The 17,521-nt window shown below is 45.1% G+C and carries 15 protein-coding genes; 8 read left to right on the top strand and 7 right to left on the bottom strand.

Going from position 1 to position 17,521, the window contains the following annotated elements:
* Positions 1-20 precede the first annotated feature (20 nt).
* The 4 genes from GC093_RS00365 (at position 21) to GC093_RS00380 (ending at position 4,639) form a co-directional block, all read left to right on the top strand.
* Positions 21-890: an ABC transporter permease gene (locus GC093_RS00365; protein WP_171649960.1), complete on the top strand. Its 870-nt coding sequence runs from the start codon at positions 21-23 to the stop codon at positions 888-890.
* A 24-nt stretch (positions 891-914) separates the two neighbouring features.
* Positions 915-1,790 carry a carbohydrate ABC transporter permease gene (locus GC093_RS00370; protein ID WP_171649858.1) on the top strand — a complete coding sequence of 292 codons (876 nt, stop codon included), beginning with the start codon at positions 915-917 and terminating at the stop codon, positions 1,788-1,790.
* A gap of 24 nt (positions 1,791-1,814) precedes the next feature.
* The gene (locus tag GC093_RS00375) at positions 1,815-3,446 is read left to right on the top strand and encodes an extracellular solute-binding protein (RefSeq protein WP_171649859.1); all 1,632 of its coding nucleotides are present in this window, start codon (positions 1,815-1,817) and stop codon (positions 3,444-3,446) included.
* Between the two features lie 101 nt (positions 3,447-3,547).
* Positions 3,548-4,639, top strand: a complete 1,092-nt coding sequence (locus GC093_RS00380; protein WP_171649860.1) for a CapA family protein — start codon at positions 3,548-3,550, stop codon at positions 4,637-4,639.
* A gap of 65 nt (positions 4,640-4,704) precedes the next feature.
* On the opposite strand, the gene GC093_RS36755 is transcribed toward GC093_RS00380, so the two are convergent.
* Positions 4,705-4,809 (bottom strand): hypothetical protein, encoded by a 105-nt coding sequence (locus tag GC093_RS36755; RefSeq protein WP_171649961.1) that lies wholly within the window; start codon positions 4,807-4,809, stop codon positions 4,705-4,707.
* Between the two features lie 787 nt (positions 4,810-5,596).
* Here GC093_RS36755 and GC093_RS00390 point away from each other — a divergent pair.
* Positions 5,597-6,418, top strand: coding sequence for a tetratricopeptide repeat protein (locus GC093_RS00390; protein WP_171649861.1), 822 nt, complete (start codon positions 5,597-5,599; stop codon positions 6,416-6,418).
* A gap of 808 nt (positions 6,419-7,226) precedes the next feature.
* Here the strand turns inward: GC093_RS00390 and GC093_RS00395 are convergent.
* The 5 genes from GC093_RS00395 to GC093_RS00415 all read right to left on the bottom strand — a co-directional run bounded on the left by GC093_RS00395 (position 7,227) and on the right by GC093_RS00415 (position 11,768).
* Positions 7,227-7,469 (bottom strand): hypothetical protein, encoded by a 243-nt coding sequence (locus GC093_RS00395; protein WP_171649862.1) that lies wholly within the window; start codon positions 7,467-7,469, stop codon positions 7,227-7,229.
* 31 nt (positions 7,470-7,500) lie between these two features.
* Positions 7,501-8,406 (bottom strand): N-acetylneuraminate lyase, encoded by a 906-nt coding sequence (locus GC093_RS00400; protein WP_171649863.1) that lies wholly within the window; start codon positions 8,404-8,406, stop codon positions 7,501-7,503.
* A gap of 163 nt (positions 8,407-8,569) precedes the next feature.
* The gene (locus GC093_RS00405) at positions 8,570-9,409 is read right to left on the bottom strand and encodes a carbohydrate ABC transporter permease (RefSeq protein WP_171649864.1); all 840 of its coding nucleotides are present in this window, start codon (positions 9,407-9,409) and stop codon (positions 8,570-8,572) included.
* 14 nt (positions 9,410-9,423) lie between these two features.
* Positions 9,424-10,377: a carbohydrate ABC transporter permease gene (locus GC093_RS00410; protein WP_171649865.1), complete on the bottom strand. Its 954-nt coding sequence runs from the start codon at positions 10,375-10,377 to the stop codon at positions 9,424-9,426.
* A 32-nt stretch (positions 10,378-10,409) separates the two neighbouring features.
* Entirely contained in the window at positions 10,410-11,768 is a 1,359-nt protein-coding gene (locus tag GC093_RS00415; protein WP_171649866.1) for an ABC transporter substrate-binding protein, read from the bottom strand.
* A 212-nt stretch (positions 11,769-11,980) separates the two neighbouring features.
* On the opposite strand from GC093_RS00415, the gene GC093_RS00420 reads away from it, so the two are divergent.
* The 3 genes from GC093_RS00420 (at position 11,981) to GC093_RS00430 (ending at position 16,200) form a co-directional block, all read left to right on the top strand.
* Complete coding sequence (locus tag GC093_RS00420; RefSeq protein WP_171649867.1) at positions 11,981-13,780, top strand: sensor histidine kinase; 1,800 nt, start codon at positions 11,981-11,983, stop codon at positions 13,778-13,780.
* A complete protein-coding gene (locus tag GC093_RS00425; RefSeq protein WP_171649868.1) occupies positions 13,761-15,371 on the top strand; it encodes a response regulator in 1,611 nt (536 codons plus the stop codon). The genes GC093_RS00420 and GC093_RS00425 overlap by 20 nt, the downstream gene beginning before the upstream one ends.
* Positions 15,372-15,543: 172 nt before the next feature.
* Positions 15,544-16,200, top strand: a complete 657-nt coding sequence (locus GC093_RS00430; RefSeq protein ID WP_171649869.1) for an SOS response-associated peptidase — start codon at positions 15,544-15,546, stop codon at positions 16,198-16,200.
* 143 nt (positions 16,201-16,343) lie between these two features.
* Here the strand turns inward: GC093_RS00430 and GC093_RS00435 are convergent, their stop codons facing one another.
* Positions 16,344-17,390 carry a metallophosphoesterase family protein gene (locus tag GC093_RS00435; protein ID WP_171649870.1) on the bottom strand — a complete coding sequence of 349 codons (1,047 nt, stop codon included), beginning with the start codon at positions 17,388-17,390 and terminating at the stop codon, positions 16,344-16,346.
* Between the last annotated feature and the right edge of the window lie 131 nt (positions 17,391-17,521).

Below are 17,521 nucleotides of genomic sequence, written 5' to 3' on the forward strand. Positions count from 1 at the left end.
GTCGAAGGCTCCGTCAGAACATGCCGTTGTTGTTGATGTTTATACCGGTAGCTGCCTACTTTCTCATCTTTAAATATTTCCCTATGGCCGGCCTGGTGATCGCTTTTAAAAATTATAATTTTGCCGATGGCATATGGGGAAGCCCTTGGGTAGGGCTGTATCATTTCGACATGATGCTTAGCAGTCCTAAGACAGTTAATGTCATTAAGAACACACTGCTTCTTAGCTTACTAAACATTTTTGTCGGTTTTCCGTTCCCGATTATTTTGGCTATTATGCTCAATGAAATCCGAAAAGTGTGGTTCAAAAAAACCGTACAAACGCTTGTATATCTCCCCCATTTCTTGTCATGGGTCATCCTCGGGGGAATGGTCGTGACGATCTTTTCCCAACAGTCCGGTTTTTTAAACCATTGGATTGAACAGTGGACAGGAAGTCCTTATCCGTTTTTATATAAGGAATTATCTTGGTTATCCATTTTCTTAGGGTCCGGGGTATGGAAGGAAGCGGGTTGGAGCGCCATCATTTATTTGGCGGCCTTAACTTCCATCGATCCGTCTCTTTATGAGTCAGCCAGCTTAGACGGTGCCGGTAAATTTCGCAAAATTTGGCATATTACCCTCCCAGGCATCAGTAGCATCATAGTTCTCATGTTTATTCTATCGATAGGCAAGGTTATGGAAGTTGGATTCGATCATGTTTTTGTACTGCAAAATAAAGGTGTAATGAATATCTCCGATGTAATCAGCACTTATATATACCGCAACGGTTTATTAGGAGCGAAGTTCAGTGAAACGACCGCACTGGGATTGTTTGAATCCGTTGTTGGTCTGATTTTGGTGCTTGCTGCCAATCGAATCGCCAGAATATTCGGTCGTGGACTTTGGTAGTACAGGATGTGGGAGGACAGAAAGATGAAGGATTCAGCAGGAGAAAAACTGTTTTACATGTTCAACTACTGCGTGTTATTTGTTGTAGGATTAAGCTGTTTAATTCCCATCGTTTATACGTTATCTGTTTCCTTCAGCAATGCGGACGCGATTAGATCCGGTTTGGTTTCGCTATGGCCGATAGGCTTTTCCTTGGAATCCTACAAATCGCTTATTAGCGGAACTCCAGTAATTAGAGCTTTTGGAAACAGTATGATCATTACGGTTATTGGAGTCAGTTTGAGTATGGTATTTACTATTCTGGCTGCCTATCCGTTATCGAAAAAATATTTTTACTATACCCGTTTTTTCACGCTGGCGATTGTTTTTACAATGCTTTTTTCTGGAGGCATTATACCAACCTTTCTTCTAATGAAGGGCTTAGGGCTTATCAATTCCTATGGGTCTATCTGGCTGGTCGGTTTGGTGAGTGCCTACAATATGCTTGTACTGAAAAGCTTTCTGGAAAACATCCCGGCAGAAATTGAAGAAGCGGCCAAAATAGACGGTTGTGGGGAATTCGCGCTGTTAATACGGATTATTCTCCCCCTCTCGCTTCCGGTTATTGCGGCGTTAACCTTGTTCTACGGGGTGCATTACTGGAACCTGTTTATGACGGTATTAATTTATATTCAAAATGTGGAAATGCATAATTTAACAGTTATGGTGCAGCAGATGGTTAATAGCCAGTCACTGTTGATTGAAATGAATAAGCTGGACTCCAACGAAATGACGGATGTGACTCCTGAAGGAATTAAATCCGCGGGGATCATGGTAATGATTTTACCGATGATCTTGATTTACCCCTTGTTACAAAAATATTTTGTTAAAGGGGTTATGATAGGAGCAATAAAAGGTTAGCCCAATAACTAAGGAGGTTTTTCCATGAGTAAACGTACTGTAAATAATTGGCCGGTGTTGCTCACTTGCGGGCTTGCTCTCAGCGTTGTTGTAGCCGGATGCTCCCAAGGTAGTCCCGGTAACCAAAAGGAAGCTGAAGCGACAGGGACCAAAGCAGATAAGAAACGCGGGAAAATTACGGTATCCATCTATGACCAAGGTCAAATACCGGCTGAAGCAGGGAACTCGCAAAAAAACAGCTGGGCAACCTGGGTTAATGAGAAAGGACCTGTAGATGTTCAATACGTACCTATTACACGCAGAGAATCTACACAAATTTACAACACGTTGTTTGCTTCCGGAAGTGCTCCAGACTTAATTACTGAATATGACGATGCCTACCGCAACAGCTTGTATACGCAAAAGCAGCTGATGCCGCTTGATGATGTGATCGAGAAGTACAGTACGGAATATAAAAAGCTCATGCAGCAATACCCAATGCTGAAGAAGCTTGGAACAAAGCCGGACGGAAAGATATATGAGATCGGCCGAGTGCAGAAAATGGTCACAAACCATGTTATGTTCATCCGTACAGATTGGCTGAAAAAGCTGAATCTGGAAGTACCAAAGACGACGGAGGATTTGTACAAGGTGGCTAAAGCATTTGCAGAGCAAGACCCGGATGGGAACGGTAAAAAGGATACATTCGGAACGAGCCTTAGCTTCATGAGCGGTGATAATATTAGGGAAATGTTTGGCGATGTAGGTTGGGTAGTCAGCGATGGTCAAATCGTCCGTGACTGGGATCGTATTAAGGAGCATACCGTGTTCCGTAAAAAGTTATATGACGAAGGTCTCGTAGATAAAGATTTTCTGGCCGATAAGAACGGTGCTAAGGCGGAAAAAGATTGGGTGAACGGTAAGTTAGGCATTTTTGGTATTCAAAACGGCGTCAAAAGCACAGGCTACAAAGTGTTTACTACGTTCAAAAAGAACAATCCGGATGCAACCATTCTGCCGATAGAGCTGCCAAAAAGTCCCTTTGGCCAATTCAGCCCTTATCTTGAGCCTCCTGTCCGTATGGTTTCAGTAGTAAATGCCAAAGCGAAAGACCCTGAGGCTGTCATGAAATATGTTGATTTTATGATCACTCCATCAACGATGAATACGATTAAGTATGGTTTTGAGGGTGTTCATTCGAAGAAAGACAGCAGTGGCTGTTATCAGGCTATGGATGAAGAAAAAAGCAAGAAAGAAGTAACATGGAACCAATATTTCCAAGGGTTCTTCTCTACAATCATGGAAGGCGATTGTGCATCCTTCGAAAAAAGCCTCGACCTGAGCAAACCGGTGAACAAAGAGTTTGCAAGTTTGGTTCCCCTTGCAGAGAAGGCTTATTTATCCAAGGAACGGCCGATTCCTGATGTGACTTCCAAGTTTTACTGGCCATCGCTTCCCCAAGAAGTTAGTTCCGTTGAAACGAACTTAAGCGAAGCCATCAATGAACTGATGGTTAAGGCGATTGTCAGCGGCTCCTCCTACACCGTAGATCAAGCTATTCAGGAGGCGAAGTCGAATTGGGATAAAGGCGGCGGTAAGAAGGTCGAAGAATGGTATAAAAAGTGGTACGCAGACAATAAGAATTCTGCACTGCTAACCAAAGATCTGTACGAATAGTACGATTGGATAAGAATAAGGAGACATCAGTCGATGTCTCCTTCCATATCTCTAAGAATCATAATTTTATATAGGATATCCTCAACAAGGGGCAGTGATATATGCGCAATTCATTTACATTTACAGCTACAGGACAAGCGCTTATCAAACGTGATTTAAGGCCGTATATGGGCAATGACAGACTTGCCGAAGTGATTCAAAAAATCAAAAAGGCAGATTTCTCGTTCACCAATTTTGAAGGAACGATTAAAGGCAGCTTTGGTGGATGGCCGACCAAGAACAAAGCGATTGCCGCATCCGCCCCCCATGTTCTCGATTCATTGTCGGAAATGGGTTTCAATATGCTGTCTCTGTGTAATAATCATGCCTTTGATCTGGGACCTGGTGGTATTTTATCGACATTGGAACAGTCATCCAGCAAAGAGTTTCTGCATGCAGGTATAGGCACAAACCGCAGCGATGCGGCTAAGCCAAAATATAAGGAAACGAGCCTCGGCCGAGTCGCCCTTATAGCAGCCGATTGTGGACCTCAGCCTGATTACGCATACGCTTTGGATGGAAATGAACTGATTTCTTCGCGCCCAGGCAACAACCGCTTACTGGTGCAGCGTAATGGGGTCGGCCAGCTTGAAGCCCATCCGGAAGATACCGCACATCATCTCGCTATGATTGCCGAAGCGGCAGGTGAAGCGGATTTCGTAGTGGTCTATCTCCATAGTCACCATTGGGAACCAGTTATGGAGGAAACTCCAACGTGGATTCAACCCTACGCTAAAGCTTGTATCGATGCCGGCGCGAATTCGATCGTTTGTCACGGGACACCTCTATTACAAGGGGTGGAGATATATAAACAACGCCCAATTTTTTATGGTCTTGGCAATTTTGTTTTTCATACTTATCAACCTGCCCGTTGGATGGGACAGATCGGCATAAAAGCATGGCAAAGCGTTATTGCGACATGCAGCTTCGGCGAAGATGGGAATTTAACGGAAATGCAGTTCGAACCGATCCTTGTTGGAGGCAATCCCGATGAACTGACGAATGGGCGATATACACATCTGGATGCCCCCAGTCTGGCTGATGCGAAGCAGGGTGAAGAAATCCTTGGTCATTTGGCCCAACTGTCCCTACCCTTCCAGACGTCCATCTATATGGAACAAGGTGTAGGCAAAGCCGTTATTCATAACGGCTAGCCCTATTTATTCGGCAAGAAGCTCTGCATACCATTCCCATTCTTCCTCAGCTGCTCCAGCTTTTTTCACATCTTCTTTAAAATAGGCTGGATACGAAGCTCGAACTCAAACTCTTGCTCATCTAATCGGTACTGCTCCAATAGCTCCGGCCCGCAGGAGTTTGAGCCTATTCCGCTACCTTCCCGATTATGACAAACTCGCTCTTAGAAATTGTGGCTGACATCGAAGTCATCCATCTACCGAAAGTCAGTGAATGCGTTGAGTATGCGGGACCGGAAAGCTACCCAATACCCGAGAAACCAGCTTAATTTGAACGTTCTTGGCAATCAGAGAGGTACCACACCATCGGCTATTCAGTCTTTTATCGATTGTATGTTGGACGACCCGACCAGGAACCCTATGTTACTTTAGAAAGCTCTCACCATATTACGCAATATTGGATGCTGCTCATAGATCCATTGAGACAGGACTTCCTAGTAAAGTAACTGAATAATATTTTCAAATAGAGCTTTCAATGACCGCTGGTGAGTGGTTCCTGGAAGCTCTTTTATTTGGGGTGAGGAATTACGCTTATGAGCCAAAACCAGTGGTTGATGGTAGGGTACGTACGTAGGTTCCAGGAGCTAACTCGGCCTTCACTTCCTCGGTAAGAAAACTAACTGGAAAAGCTCCATCTATTATTGCATTCTTTGAGGAATATAGGCTAAGGGAAGGAATTAGATGGAGGATTTCAAGTTATTAGTGGAGATGAACCCACATCGCGTATCATTACATGGAGTTTTCCCGCTATTCATATGAAAGTTCATCTAAAAGGTTTGGCTAAGTTCATCCATCTATTCTATCAACAAGGCTTGCAATAACCGGAGCTTTTGACTAGAATCGAAGAAAACGCACTCAAAATAAAATCCATGCTTACGATGCAAGTTTCGCTAAAGTGAAACTCTTAGGAGGAAATATATGAAAACGTGGATTAAGCTTGTGCTTCAACTTGCTGTTCCGGTAGTGATCCTTATCATCTTATTTAAATTGGGATTATGGTATGGATTGGCTGGGGTCGCCGTGGTTGCAGGAATTATCATTTACTGGCTGCGAGGCAATTATTATGTGCTTCAAGCCAACATCCGTTACGGTAAAAAGGATTTAAGAGGCGCTCTTGACTATTACGGTCGAGCTTACAAAGCGAACCGCAATTCAGGCTTCGCTATCTCTCAAGCCTTTGTCCTGCTGAAGCTGGGAGAAATCGAGCAAGCAGAAAAGCTTCTTTCGCAAATCATGCAGCGCAAGATGTCCCGTAACAATGAAATGACTGCTAAGATTAACTACTCCATAGCCTTGTGGAAGCTGGGAAAGCACGCTGAAGCCGTTGCCATGCTGGAAGAAATCCTTCCCACCTTCAAGAATTCGATCGTTTACGGTAATCTGGGACTCTACTATCTTATGATGAACGACTTGGATAAAGCATTGGAATTCAATCTGGAAGCTTATGAATACACGGATTCGGATAAGACCATTCTCGATAATCTGGGCTTCAACTATTATTTGCTTGGACGCTACAGCGAGGCTAAAGAAATCTATGAAAAACTGATGCTGCTTAACCCCGCCTTTCCGGAAGCTTACTATTATTATGCTTTAACATTATCAGAGCTCGGCGACCAAGCTTCCGCTTTGAAGCTGATGGAACAAGGGCTTTCCTACGAGCCCTCTATGATCACGACTCTTACTCGCGATATGATCGAGGAGAAGCTGGAGGAATGGAGAGGCATTCCTCTTCCTGAGTAAGCTTCCTATAAACTCAGGAAGCTGGTGTGCTTTCAGCTCCTTCTATCAGCCTTCTTTCAGCCTTCGCTCAGCCCCTTCTTTTCAGCTCCTTTTCCCCCTTGGCCGCCTTTGATCAGGTATTCACAACCTTGCTCCCCCTATACTCCAAGCTTCATTCAGTATAGGGGGGATCTTCTCCCGTGAGCTTGAAGCATCATGAACCCTTTCATCGGTCAAACTACTCTCTACGTTAATGCTCCCACCCGCTCCTCACTCCTCTCGCGGAACGTCGTTCCGCTATTTGGCCTGTAACCCCTCGAAAACATGAATTCACGGAAGTACGATGCGTTATTTCCTCTACAATCGGCCTGAAATGCCCCATTTCAAGCAAATAAGTGATCGTCGTTCCGTTTCACTTGAATTTCACATATGCAAAGGCAAAATAGAGGATCTCTGTTCCTCTAGCCTGCCGAATGCGATAGATAAACTGCTTGGAGCTAACATAAAACTTGCCATCCGTCCACCAGTTAACCTCTTATCAGTCATTTGGAGAATGGCAAACACACGAACTTAATTAAGGAGTAAGGCTGCTCTCAAACCACTAACCACTAACCACTAACCACTAACCACTAACCACTAACCATCGTAACAAGAAAAGCCCTCCCAATTGCAATAGGAACTGCGCAATGAGTCAGTCCCTAAATATGAACAAACAAGCCTCCAACACCACTGTCAGTGGGAATAGAGGCTTGTTTATCTGTGGAATTAACTATTGAGAAAGCCCTTTCATTCGTATTATTACGAGTGAAATCTTGGGGCAATCCATCCTCTAGCTATTTTTGCGTTCCCTTTGCTCTCGCACTTGCTCTCGCCCTCGCACTTGCCCTTGCTCTTGCTCTTGCTCTTGCTCTTGCTCTCGCACTTGCCCTTGCACTTGCACTTGCACTTGCACTTGCCCTTGCTCTTGCTCTTGCTCTTGCTCTTGCTCTCGCCCTCGCACTTGCTCTTGCTCTTGCTCTTGCTCTTGCCCTCGCTCTCGCCCTCGCTCTTGTCCTTGCTCTTGTCCTTGCACTTGTCCTTGCTCTCGTTCTCGCCCCTCGCCCTTACCGCCCCTTCAAGACCAAGCTGCTCTCAAAGTAGCTGCGAATGGCATCCTTCTCGCTTTCCTGCAGCTGCTTCAGCGGTTGCCGAATATGAGCGGCTGCGAATACTCCCTGCAAGTAGCATATATATTTCTCTCCAGCGAATACGTCAAACTGAATGAGCTTCGCAATAATTTCATTCGCCGCTGCCTGAGGTCCCGCAAGAGCGGTCCATTCCCCGCGCTGCACCTTTTCGTACATATCCACAAACAGTGGAGCCATTACGTTAAATGTGCTTCCTATCGCTCCATCTGCCCCCATCAAGGCCCCAGCTGAGTATATTTCATCGTGACCGTTGTAGATCAAGAAATCCTGACCGCACAACGCCCGGATTTGCTGCATCTCGAACAAATTCAAAGACGTGAATTTAACGCCTAGACACTGAGGATGCTCCGACATTTTCTTGTAAAAATCCATAGACAAGCTAACCCCGGTTGCACCCGGAAAATGATAGATAATCATCGGCAGCTTCGTTGCCTTCATGACCTCCAAGTAATGCTCCTCAATTTCCCTCATCGTGATTTTATAGTAAAATGGCACCACCGCAGAAATCGCATCCGCTCCCGATGACTCCGCATGCTTAGCTAAATCGATCGCCTCCAGCGTACTGATGGCCCCTACATGTGCAATGACCGTCCCCCGGCCTGCGTTCGCCCGAACAACTGTTTCCAACAGCTGCTTTCTTTCTTCCTTCGTAAGAATGAAACCCTCTCCGGTGCTCCCGCCTACATAGAAGCCATGTACCCTCTGTCCTAGCAAATGCTCAACCAGACGCTCCAATGAGTCGTGATCTACGGAATGATCCTTGTTCATTGGCGTTAGAAGCGCCGGAAAAATACCTTTGAATTTGGTTGTGCTAATGTTCATCTCTGCTCTCTCCTTAAAGTCCGGCTAAAATTCTTTTAAAATTTCCTCTCTATCCCTATCTAGCCTTCATCCCTATTTAGCCTTCATCCCTACCTATCTTTTAATCCCTATCTAGCCTTCATCCCTACCTGCCCTTTAATCCCTATCTAGCCTTCATCCCTACCTATCCTTTAACGCTTCCCGCTGTCATGCCTTCAATCAGAAACTTTTGAATAATTGCAAATATGACGATGATTGGCAAAATAATGATGACGCCACTCGCAAGAATGCCTCCCCAGTTGGTCGCCCCCATGCTCTCCATCACCTCTGCGATACCTACTTGAACGGTTTTGGAGGTCAATGAATTAGTTAGAATAAGCGAGTACTGGTAATCATTCCAGCCCAGAATAAAGGAATATAAGCTGATCGCAACCAATCCCGGAAGAGCCAATGGAATAATCACCACAAACAATGTTTTCCATCTTGACGCACCATCAATAGCAGCAGCTTCTTCCAATTCAGCCGGAATCGTCCGAAAAAATCCGCTCATTATCCAAACGCCAACAGGAATAGTCATCGTTCCGTAGATCAGTACAAGAATCGTCTTGGTGTTCAATAAGGAGAACGCTGCAGCCATTTTATACCATGGAACCATGATTAAGGGTCCTTGAATCATTTGAGCCAATACGATCAGCACGATGACCAAGCGAATTCCTGGGACCTTGTATCTGGCCAATCCATAGCCGCTTATGCAGGAGATAGTACCCGTCAGCAATGCTGTAATAGTGCAAACCCAGATGGAATTAGCAAGCAGCTTCCCCAGCTGGATGCCTTTCTCGCCAAGCGCCCACGAATAATGCTCCAGAGTAAAAGAGGAAATCCACCATGTTTGCTTTGATGAAAAAATCGTCTCATTAGTCTTAAAGGTTGTATCCAGCAGCCACAAGAAAGGGAATAACGTGAAAATCATCAAAAGAACCAAGCATGCGTATTTAAACATTGTCTGAGAATAGGCTTCCTTCATTATGATTTCACCCCTTACATGTTTTCTTTGCCGAACAGCTTGGCGTAAACTACCACGATAATCAGTACAAGTACCATAGACAAGGTCGCTATAGCAGACCCTTTCCCTAAATCAAAATAAACAAATGCGTTCGTGTACAAATACGTTGGCAAAATACCCGTGCTGTAGCCGGGTCCCCCATTGGTCAAAATCCATATCATTTCAAACTTGGTCCATGAGGCAATGATCGAAACAAGTCCCGTTACATACATGATTGGCTTTAACAGCGGTAGAATTACATAAATAAACCGCTGCCAGGCTGTCGCCCCATCGATGTGAGCAGCCTCTTTTAGATCACTGGAAATCCCCTGCAGACCCGATAGAAGCATCAGTGTCACATAAGGGAATCCCTTCCATGTAGCCGTAAGCAAAAGCGCAGGCCACACCCAAAACTCACTGCCCAGCCATACAATATTCTCCTGTATAACATGCAGCACTTTCAAATAGTCGTTCGCAAGCCCATACTGTCCGTCATATATCCACTTCCATATAATCCCGATGATTACCACTGGAGAAACCCATGGCACCATCATCAAGCCTCTCCACAGACCACGGGCGCGCAGCTTTTGGTTCATAATCAGAGCGGCAGGTACGGCAATGACGAACTGGAGCAGCGTAGAACCTAGCACCCAAACCAAGCTATTATTGAATATTTGCCAAAAATGCTCGTCATTAAAAAGCAGCTGCGTATAATTATCCAGTCCGGCGAATGTGATACCCTGCTTTTTATTCATAAGAGAGTAGTTGTAAAAGCTGAGTCGGACCGTTTCCAACAGCGGATAAAATTGAAAGATAAGGATGTAGAGTACCACCGGCATCAGCAGCATGTAGCCAAAGCCATGCTCCTTCCAAAGCCTGCGTATTCCTCCACGGCCACGGCTAACCGACTTCTCCGTGCCTGGCGTCTTCCGTTCCAATGCAATATTCATCGAATCACTTCCTTTGTTCTTCGGAAGAACAATTATTTATTTTTCGCTTTGATCTTATCGATGTTTTCCTTAATGCTCTTGTAAGCTTCTTCCGTTGTGCTTTTGCCTGTGAGCAGCTTCGCCATGTTCTCTTGAACAATCACTTCCATCTCAGTCTGCCCCGGTATTGTAGCCATTGGAACTCCGGAGGTTGCCAGAATTTGATTGAAATCTTGAGTAACTCTTTTGTGTCCTTCAATTGCTTTCGGGTATATTTTCTCTGCTTTCTTTATAATTTCATCAAAATTACTTTTGGTTAGCGCACTGATATTCACCGTCGCCGCTTGCGTCGAGTTAAATTCGTTGGAGGACCATTCCTCGATTAGCCTCCATACAACCTCCTTATTTTTACTGCCCTTGAACATGCCCACTCCAACGCTGGATACGGGTGCTTTCGCTTTCGTGCCGGATGGACCTTGTGGATAAGGAATAGCACGCGCCAATTTCATAATTTCCGGATTAATGCTGTACACATTGGCAGAGAAGTAAGTACCTGCTGCGACAATGCCTACTTCCCCGTTGCTGAACGCCCGCCACATCTCAGGATAACCCCAAGTCAACTGGGCTTTGGGCCCGTAGGCTTCCAGCTTTTTAAAATGCTCCAACGTTTCGATATACTTTTTCTTCGAAGCATCGGAAGTATCATCCAAGATCAGGTCATTACTGTAAGCAGCTGTAAACGGTACTCGGAATGCAAACCTCGGCACGCCAAGCGGATAGCCGAAGCCGAATTTACCGTCCTTGGTCATTAGCTGCGCCGCTTTCTCCACATCGGCCCATGTTTTCAGCTCGTCAAGCTTCATACCGGCTTCATTAAGCATTTTTTCATTAACTAACAGGGTGAAGGAGTTAGCCAAGCTTGGAATCGAGTATACCTTGTCCCCCTGCTTACCATATTCCAAGGTACCCGGAAGGAAATCCTCCTTCTTCAGAGCGGTCCCCTTTTTCTCCAAGTAAGGCTTTAAATCCTCCAGTCCGTCCAGCTGGGCCAGATTCGTTATATCCTGAGTCATCGTAATGTCGGGCCAGTCATTGGAATTGATCATAACCGCCAGCTTCTTCTCCATATCCTGCCAAGACAGAAACATGTATTCGATGTTGACGTTCGGATATTTCTCCTTCATCCTTGTCTTGAACTGTTCGGCCAGCTCCTTCTCTGCCTCTGATGTGCCCGGATAAACAAAACGGATATCGGCCTTAACCGTTTTCCAATCCGTCTCTTTGGCCTGGGCTGCCGGCTCTGCTGCCTTCGGATTCTCCGTTTTACTAGCACCCGAACACCCGGCTAACGTCATGCCGCCCAATAAAGCGATACTCATGATACCTGCCATACTTTTTTTGTAATGAACCATGCCAACCCCTCCTGTAATATGTGTTTTGCTTGCTGATTACATCTTAACGGCAGAGCAACCATCGAACAATATGACGGATTCAAGGTTTGGTGGACTTTATCAAGGAGTCGTTAATTAGTCCTCTATCCCTTATTGAATCCATCGCCATGTCTTGTTACATTGTATTTATAAGTTCTCATACCACACTCACTTCCAAGTAAAGCAGGTGGAGCATGTTCGCTTTTAAAAGACTGCAGACGAAGCTGTTCGTTCTCATTGTAATGCTCGTTCTCATTCCCGTTGCCGGTCTTGGAGTATATTCTTACTTTATATCAACGAAGTCTCTAGAGGAACAAACCATCCAGAATCAATCGCAAACGATACAGCTGGTCGGCAACAACATTAAATCCATGCTCGATGATGCGAGAGATATTTCTGGCTATGTGACAACGAACGAAACCATCCAAACCCTGCTAAACCAGCCATACTCACTTTCCGTAACGAATTCTCAAAAAATTATGTTCGATTATTTATCCAATTTGAAGGTTGCCAAAAAGTATATTTCCTTCATGGTGATCTATGGCGAAAACGATTACATGTTTCGTGATTTTGCCGATTATTACCGACAGGTGGTCAGCTACAATGAATTGAAGGATTCCCCCGTTTATATGGTTACAGCTGCTCGGGATGGAGAGGCGCACCTGGAATATTCCAGCTCGCCCCTGTTCATTTATTCTCATAATTACAATGAGATCATGATGGGACGCCGTATCATCAGCTCCTATGACCCGGATAAAAAGCTCGGGATGCTGTTTATGGGCATCAAAAAAGACGCGATGCGCAACGCAATCAAAGATATTCAAATCAGCAAAACGACGAATCTGCTCCTGTTCGATGACAACTATCATCTGATCGCGAGCAAGCTCGATGAGAAGGAAATGGATGCTCAGCTTAACGATAACCTTGAACGGAAAAAGCAGCTCTCCACCTCCAAAGAAACATACATCTACACCATTGGCAGCAAGCAGTATTTGGCTTCCAGCGCACCGATAGAGCCTTATAATTGGTACATCGTCAGCTTGACACCGATTGAAGACATCCAGAAGCAGCATGGCATTGTGCTGAGAATTACATTGATCCTTTCCTTGTCGCTGCTGCTCATTGTCGTGATCATTTCAGCCTTATTATCCAGAAGCATCACTTCGCCGATCAAAAATTTACTGCGGTCAATGAACAACTTCAAACGAGGGGACTTCAATCAAAATGTAGAGGTCATCTCCCAGGATGAAATCGGACTCCTCACCCAAAAGTATAACGAAATGGTCATAGAGCTGAACGATCTCATCCAAAAAGTATATGTCAGCCAAACGAACCAAAAAATCATTGAGCTGCGGACTTTACAGACGCAAATCGAGCCCCATTTCTTATACAACACGCTCGATTTTATCTTTTTTAATTCCAAAATGAATGGCGACGATCAGACCGCGCAGGTTGTTCATGCGTTAAGCGAGCTATTTAGAATCTCGTTCAACCGAGGAAATGATTATTATAAGCTGGAGCACGAAATTAAACAGATCCAAGCCTATGTTCGTATCCAGCATGCTCGTTTTCCTAACCGGTTCACAGCAGAATTTGATATCGATCCGATGATCGAATGCTTTTATACGATGAAGCTGCTCTTACAGCCTATTGTGGAAAACGCGATCCTGCATGCTTTTGATAAAAAGCTGAACCGTCCCGGAATCCTGCGTATCACTGGAGTGATAGAGACGGATCATATCCGTCTGACGGTGGAAGATAACGGCTGCGGAATGGCTCCCGACCAAATCGAGAAATTGTTAACCATCCCCAAACACAGCACCGGCGGCTACGGGATTCGTAATGTGAACGAACGGCTGCAGATGATGTTCGGACCGGACTACGCTCTGCACATTAGCAGTGCTCCGAACGAGGGCACAATCGTCTCCCTTCGTCTTCCTTTAGTAGAATCTGAACAAAAATGGAGGTTACTGTATGAAAATCATGGTCATTGATGACGAACCTATTGTTTCCCGTGGGCTGCGCGCCCTTGTTCGTTGGGAGGACCACGGCTTTGAATGGCTTCCTCCCGCCGAGAACGGAGAGGAAGCATTGGAGCTCATGCAGCACAATTTGCCCGATATGATTCTGCTCGATTGTAAAATGCCGCATATGAATGGCATCGAGCTATTGACTGAAGTCAATCGAAGAAAATGGCCTGTTAAATCGATCTTCCTGAGCGGTCATAATGAGTTTCAATACGCTCAACAGGCGATCCAGCTGGGTGCATCCGATTATTTGTTGAAGCCTCCGAATATGGATGAGCTGCTGAACGTAGTACTCCGCGTGAAGAAAGAACGAGAGGATGAACAAAGGCTGGGCCAGCAGCTGAAGGAGAACCTGCCTCTCATTCGTGACCGCTTCTTGAGGGGATTGCTGGAAGGCGCCCGAATGAACAAGGCCATTTTCGAGGAAAAAACTAGCTATTTGAAGCTCCCTATCGTCCAAGCTCCTTTCGTGCTCGGGATTATTCAGGTGGAGGAGGATCCAGAGCATGCAAAGCTCTACAGCTATGAAGATCAGCAGCTTATCAACTTCGCTATTCTGAATATCGCTGAAGAAACCCTTAACCGATGGGAGAAGAAATGCTTGTTTCATGAATCCGGTCTGCGGTTTGTTTTTATCGGCAATATTCAGCGGGAAGAAGAAGCAGCCCTGCTTCGCGGGGATTTTACACAGCTAATTGAGAACCTGAGGCTAACCTTAAAGTATCATGCCACAATTGGCCTTTCTCCCCTAAATGAAGATATGCTGCATGACGGAAAAAGAGCTTTCAATCAGGCGAAAACAGCTCTGGAATACAGATACTACACAGGTCCAAATGAGGTTATTGCGCTTGAAGATCTGGAGTGGGAGCGGGATGCCGACGCTCATTCATCTAAGCCTAAGGAGGCTGCTGCACCTTTTGAAGATGAACGGCTGTTCATGGCTCTGAAGGTAGGCAATGTAAGCGAACTGATTCAATGGATCAATAATTTCTTGATCTATCTCAAAGAAACGGACTTTCCTGTGCAGACCACCAAAACCTTAAGCCTGCAGTCCATGATCTCTGCATCCCTGGTGCTGACAGGGCTGCATCCCAAGCTGCAGATGGATCAGCTGCTGACAACCGAGGATATTCAAGCCATTATGACAGTTACCAGTCTGGATGAGCTTGGTTTACTGCTAAGGTTTTTTTTGGAAAAGCTTATCCACACCACCATTGAGCTCAGAAAAACGGGGAAAAATATCGTAGTCGAACATGCTAAACAATATATCGAAGGACATTTCCACGAGAATATTACATTGGACTCGATAGCTAAGACTGTGTATGTGTCTCCCGTCTATTTAAGCTTTCTATTCAAGCAGGTGGAAGCCATTAATTTAACCGAATACTTAACAGAGGTTCGCTTGGAAGCGGCTAAGAAGCTGTTAACCTCCTCCTCCTTGAGGACCTACGAGATTGCGAACCAAGTGGGTTATCAGGATGAGAAATATTTCAGCCGAATATTTAAAAAGAAGCTAGGGCTTTCTCCCACAGAATATCGGAATCAAGGGGGGCAGTAGCCCAGCACAGCTGATTCAGTGATCATACACGATGCCCAACAAAGCCGCACAAAAAGTAAATCATAACTTTTGTGCGGCCTGCTTCTGTTTCAAGACACCTTAACCGAAAAAACACTGTATGTTTATGGAATATATGGAACATAATAACCAAAAACATAGGGTGGTGTGTAGTTTGTGTAAATCTATTAGTATGCTTGCCGATGTATCGCAAGTTACCGAGCAATTCAAAATTGACAATGTATTAGCCTATTTATCCAACCGTTATGAAATCAGTCCTACTCAATCCGTTTCTGCCATTGTAGTTCGCGATAACTCTCGTCAGCTGGATGAGTTTCGCTGGGGGCTCATGCCCTTCTGGGGGAAAAATTCCGTCTGTATGGACAGCCGATCCATCACAGATAAGAAGATTTACAAGCTCATTCTTAAGAAACAGCGGTGTGTCATTCCATGCAGCGGTTTTTATGTAACGAAAACAGAGAAAAAGGAAACCCAGTGGATCAAATTTACTATGAATACAGGTACTTTCGGAATTGCAGGCTTATATGATGTTTGGCGTTCTTCCTTCGATGGCGAGGAGCTGCGTACCTGCACGATGCTGATGACCGAAGCTAACTCTCTTGTAGCTCCATATCAAGAGCAGATGCCTTCTATACTGGAGCCGGATGAAGTAGACCAATGGCTGCAGCCGGAGTCGAAGAACCCCTTCACTCTAAGCAAGCTGCTTCGCCCTATGGACAGCTTAAGGATGAGAGCTTACACACTCGCTTCAGCGGAGGATAAATACGAAGCGCCATCCGACTTCGATTATCCTCATCCCGAGCTGGTATAAGCTAAAGGCTAACCAACAGGATTTTTATGGCAAAGCACCAGTGATATCGAATGAGACGGCCATGTCCATGTACCCTTCCCTTAATAATCCATAGAATTAAAAAAAAGTGCTCACTTGACCCACAAGTTGAGCACATTTTTCGTTTATACAAGCGGAACCGACCAGCTTGCCTTGTCGATCCAGCTCCGATCGGAAAATTCGCGGCCGCGCACGACGACTTCCTTGCTATAGACCTGCACGTACATTCCCTGGGCAGAGTTGTTATCCTGAGTATTGCGTGTTTTCCCAACCGAAGCGTTATTAAACCAATGAAACGAATTTTGTGTATTATAGTGATCCTCTCCAATGAAGCTGCGGTGCGTATGGCCGGAGAGGACGAATACGTTCCGGTAGGGCTTGAGAATAGCCCGGAAATCTTTGGCTCTTACGAGTGAGTGTGACCCACCATCATTACCTGGGGCTGGTAGCGGCTGATGTATGAACACAAGCGCTGTCTTCCCATCCTCGTGCTGCTTCATCGTTTTTTCAAACCAAGCCATTTGCTCATCCGAATACCAAGCTCCCTCCCCATATTCCGGCTTATCGCCGACATACGCTTCCTGAGAAAGCAGAATTAAATGAACATCCCCCACCCACAAGTCCAAATACGGCTTCTCCTTATATCCAAAAAACTTCATAAACCGTTCCCGCGCCATACTATCTGTTTTGCCATTCGGCATCGTTTCCTTAGCGAAGTCACCCTTCTTATCAAGCCATATATCATAATAATCATGATTGCCCATATTTGCGTAGATCGGCGGTAATCTATACTTATTTAGTATAGAGCGCAGCAACTTGTAGTCGGTGTCTCTGCCAATGTCAGTTAAGTCCCCGCCCAATATAATCATATCGACTGGAGATTCAAAATCACTAACATCCTTTAGTGCAAAATGCAGCTTATCTGTCATCATGGAAATTCCATCCGAGATATGCAGATCGCTTAACAGGAAAAAAGAGAACAACAGCTCATTAGCGGTATCTTCAGATAAAGCGGAGGTTGGAGGCTGCTCGTTCGCCTTTGTTGGCTTTACATCTTCTAATGCATCTATCTGATTGTCGTTTTTTAAGGCATGCGCCAGAAAGGCACCGCCACCTGAGAGTACAGCAATAAATGCGACCATCTTTTTAATAAAATGTCTTCTGGATAACATGGTAAAACCAACCCCCGCCCCTATATAAACCTGCTTAACTAAACTATTTCTTATTTACTAATGATAAACGAAAGATGCGTAAACATGAACAGTTTTTTGACTGGAAAATAAAGATTGGCTCATCTCTTCTA

It is taken from the genome of Paenibacillus foliorum (assembly GCF_013141765.1).
GTDB classification, from domain to species: Bacteria; Bacillota; Bacilli; order Paenibacillales; family NBRC-103111; genus Paenibacillus_S; species Paenibacillus_S foliorum.

Bases quoted from the DNA above. Each gene is read 5' to 3' on its own strand.
- GC093_RS00375 (WP_171649859.1), top strand. From the start codon at position 1,815: ATGAGTAAACGTACTGTAAATAATTGGCCGGTGTTGCTCACTTGCGGG.
- GC093_RS00410 (WP_171649865.1), bottom strand. From the start codon at position 10,377: ATGAATATTGCATTGGAACGGAAGACGCCAGGCACGGAGAAGTCGGTT.
- GC093_RS00400 (WP_171649863.1), bottom strand. From the start codon at position 8,406: ATGAACATTAGCACAACCAAATTCAAAGGTATTTTTCCGGCGCTTCTA.
- GC093_RS00370 (WP_171649858.1), top strand. From the start codon at position 915: ATGAAGGATTCAGCAGGAGAAAAACTGTTTTACATGTTCAACTACTGC.
- GC093_RS00435 (WP_171649870.1), bottom strand. From the start codon at position 17,390: ATGTTATCCAGAAGACATTTTATTAAAAAGATGGTCGCATTTATTGCT.
- GC093_RS00415 (WP_171649866.1), bottom strand. From the start codon at position 11,768: ATGGTTCATTACAAAAAAAGTATGGCAGGTATCATGAGTATCGCTTTA.
- GC093_RS00425 (WP_171649868.1), top strand. From the start codon at position 13,761: ATGAAAATCATGGTCATTGATGACGAACCTATTGTTTCCCGTGGGCTG.
- GC093_RS00365 (WP_171649960.1), top strand. From the start codon at position 21: ATGCCGTTGTTGTTGATGTTTATACCGGTAGCTGCCTACTTTCTCATC.
- GC093_RS00380 (WP_171649860.1), top strand. From the start codon at position 3,548: ATGCGCAATTCATTTACATTTACAGCTACAGGACAAGCGCTTATCAAA.
- GC093_RS00420 (WP_171649867.1), top strand. From the start codon at position 11,981: ATGTTCGCTTTTAAAAGACTGCAGACGAAGCTGTTCGTTCTCATTGTA.
- GC093_RS00390 (WP_171649861.1), top strand. From the start codon at position 5,597: ATGAAAACGTGGATTAAGCTTGTGCTTCAACTTGCTGTTCCGGTAGTG.
- GC093_RS00405 (WP_171649864.1), bottom strand. From the start codon at position 9,409: ATGAAGGAAGCCTATTCTCAGACAATGTTTAAATACGCATGCTTGGTT.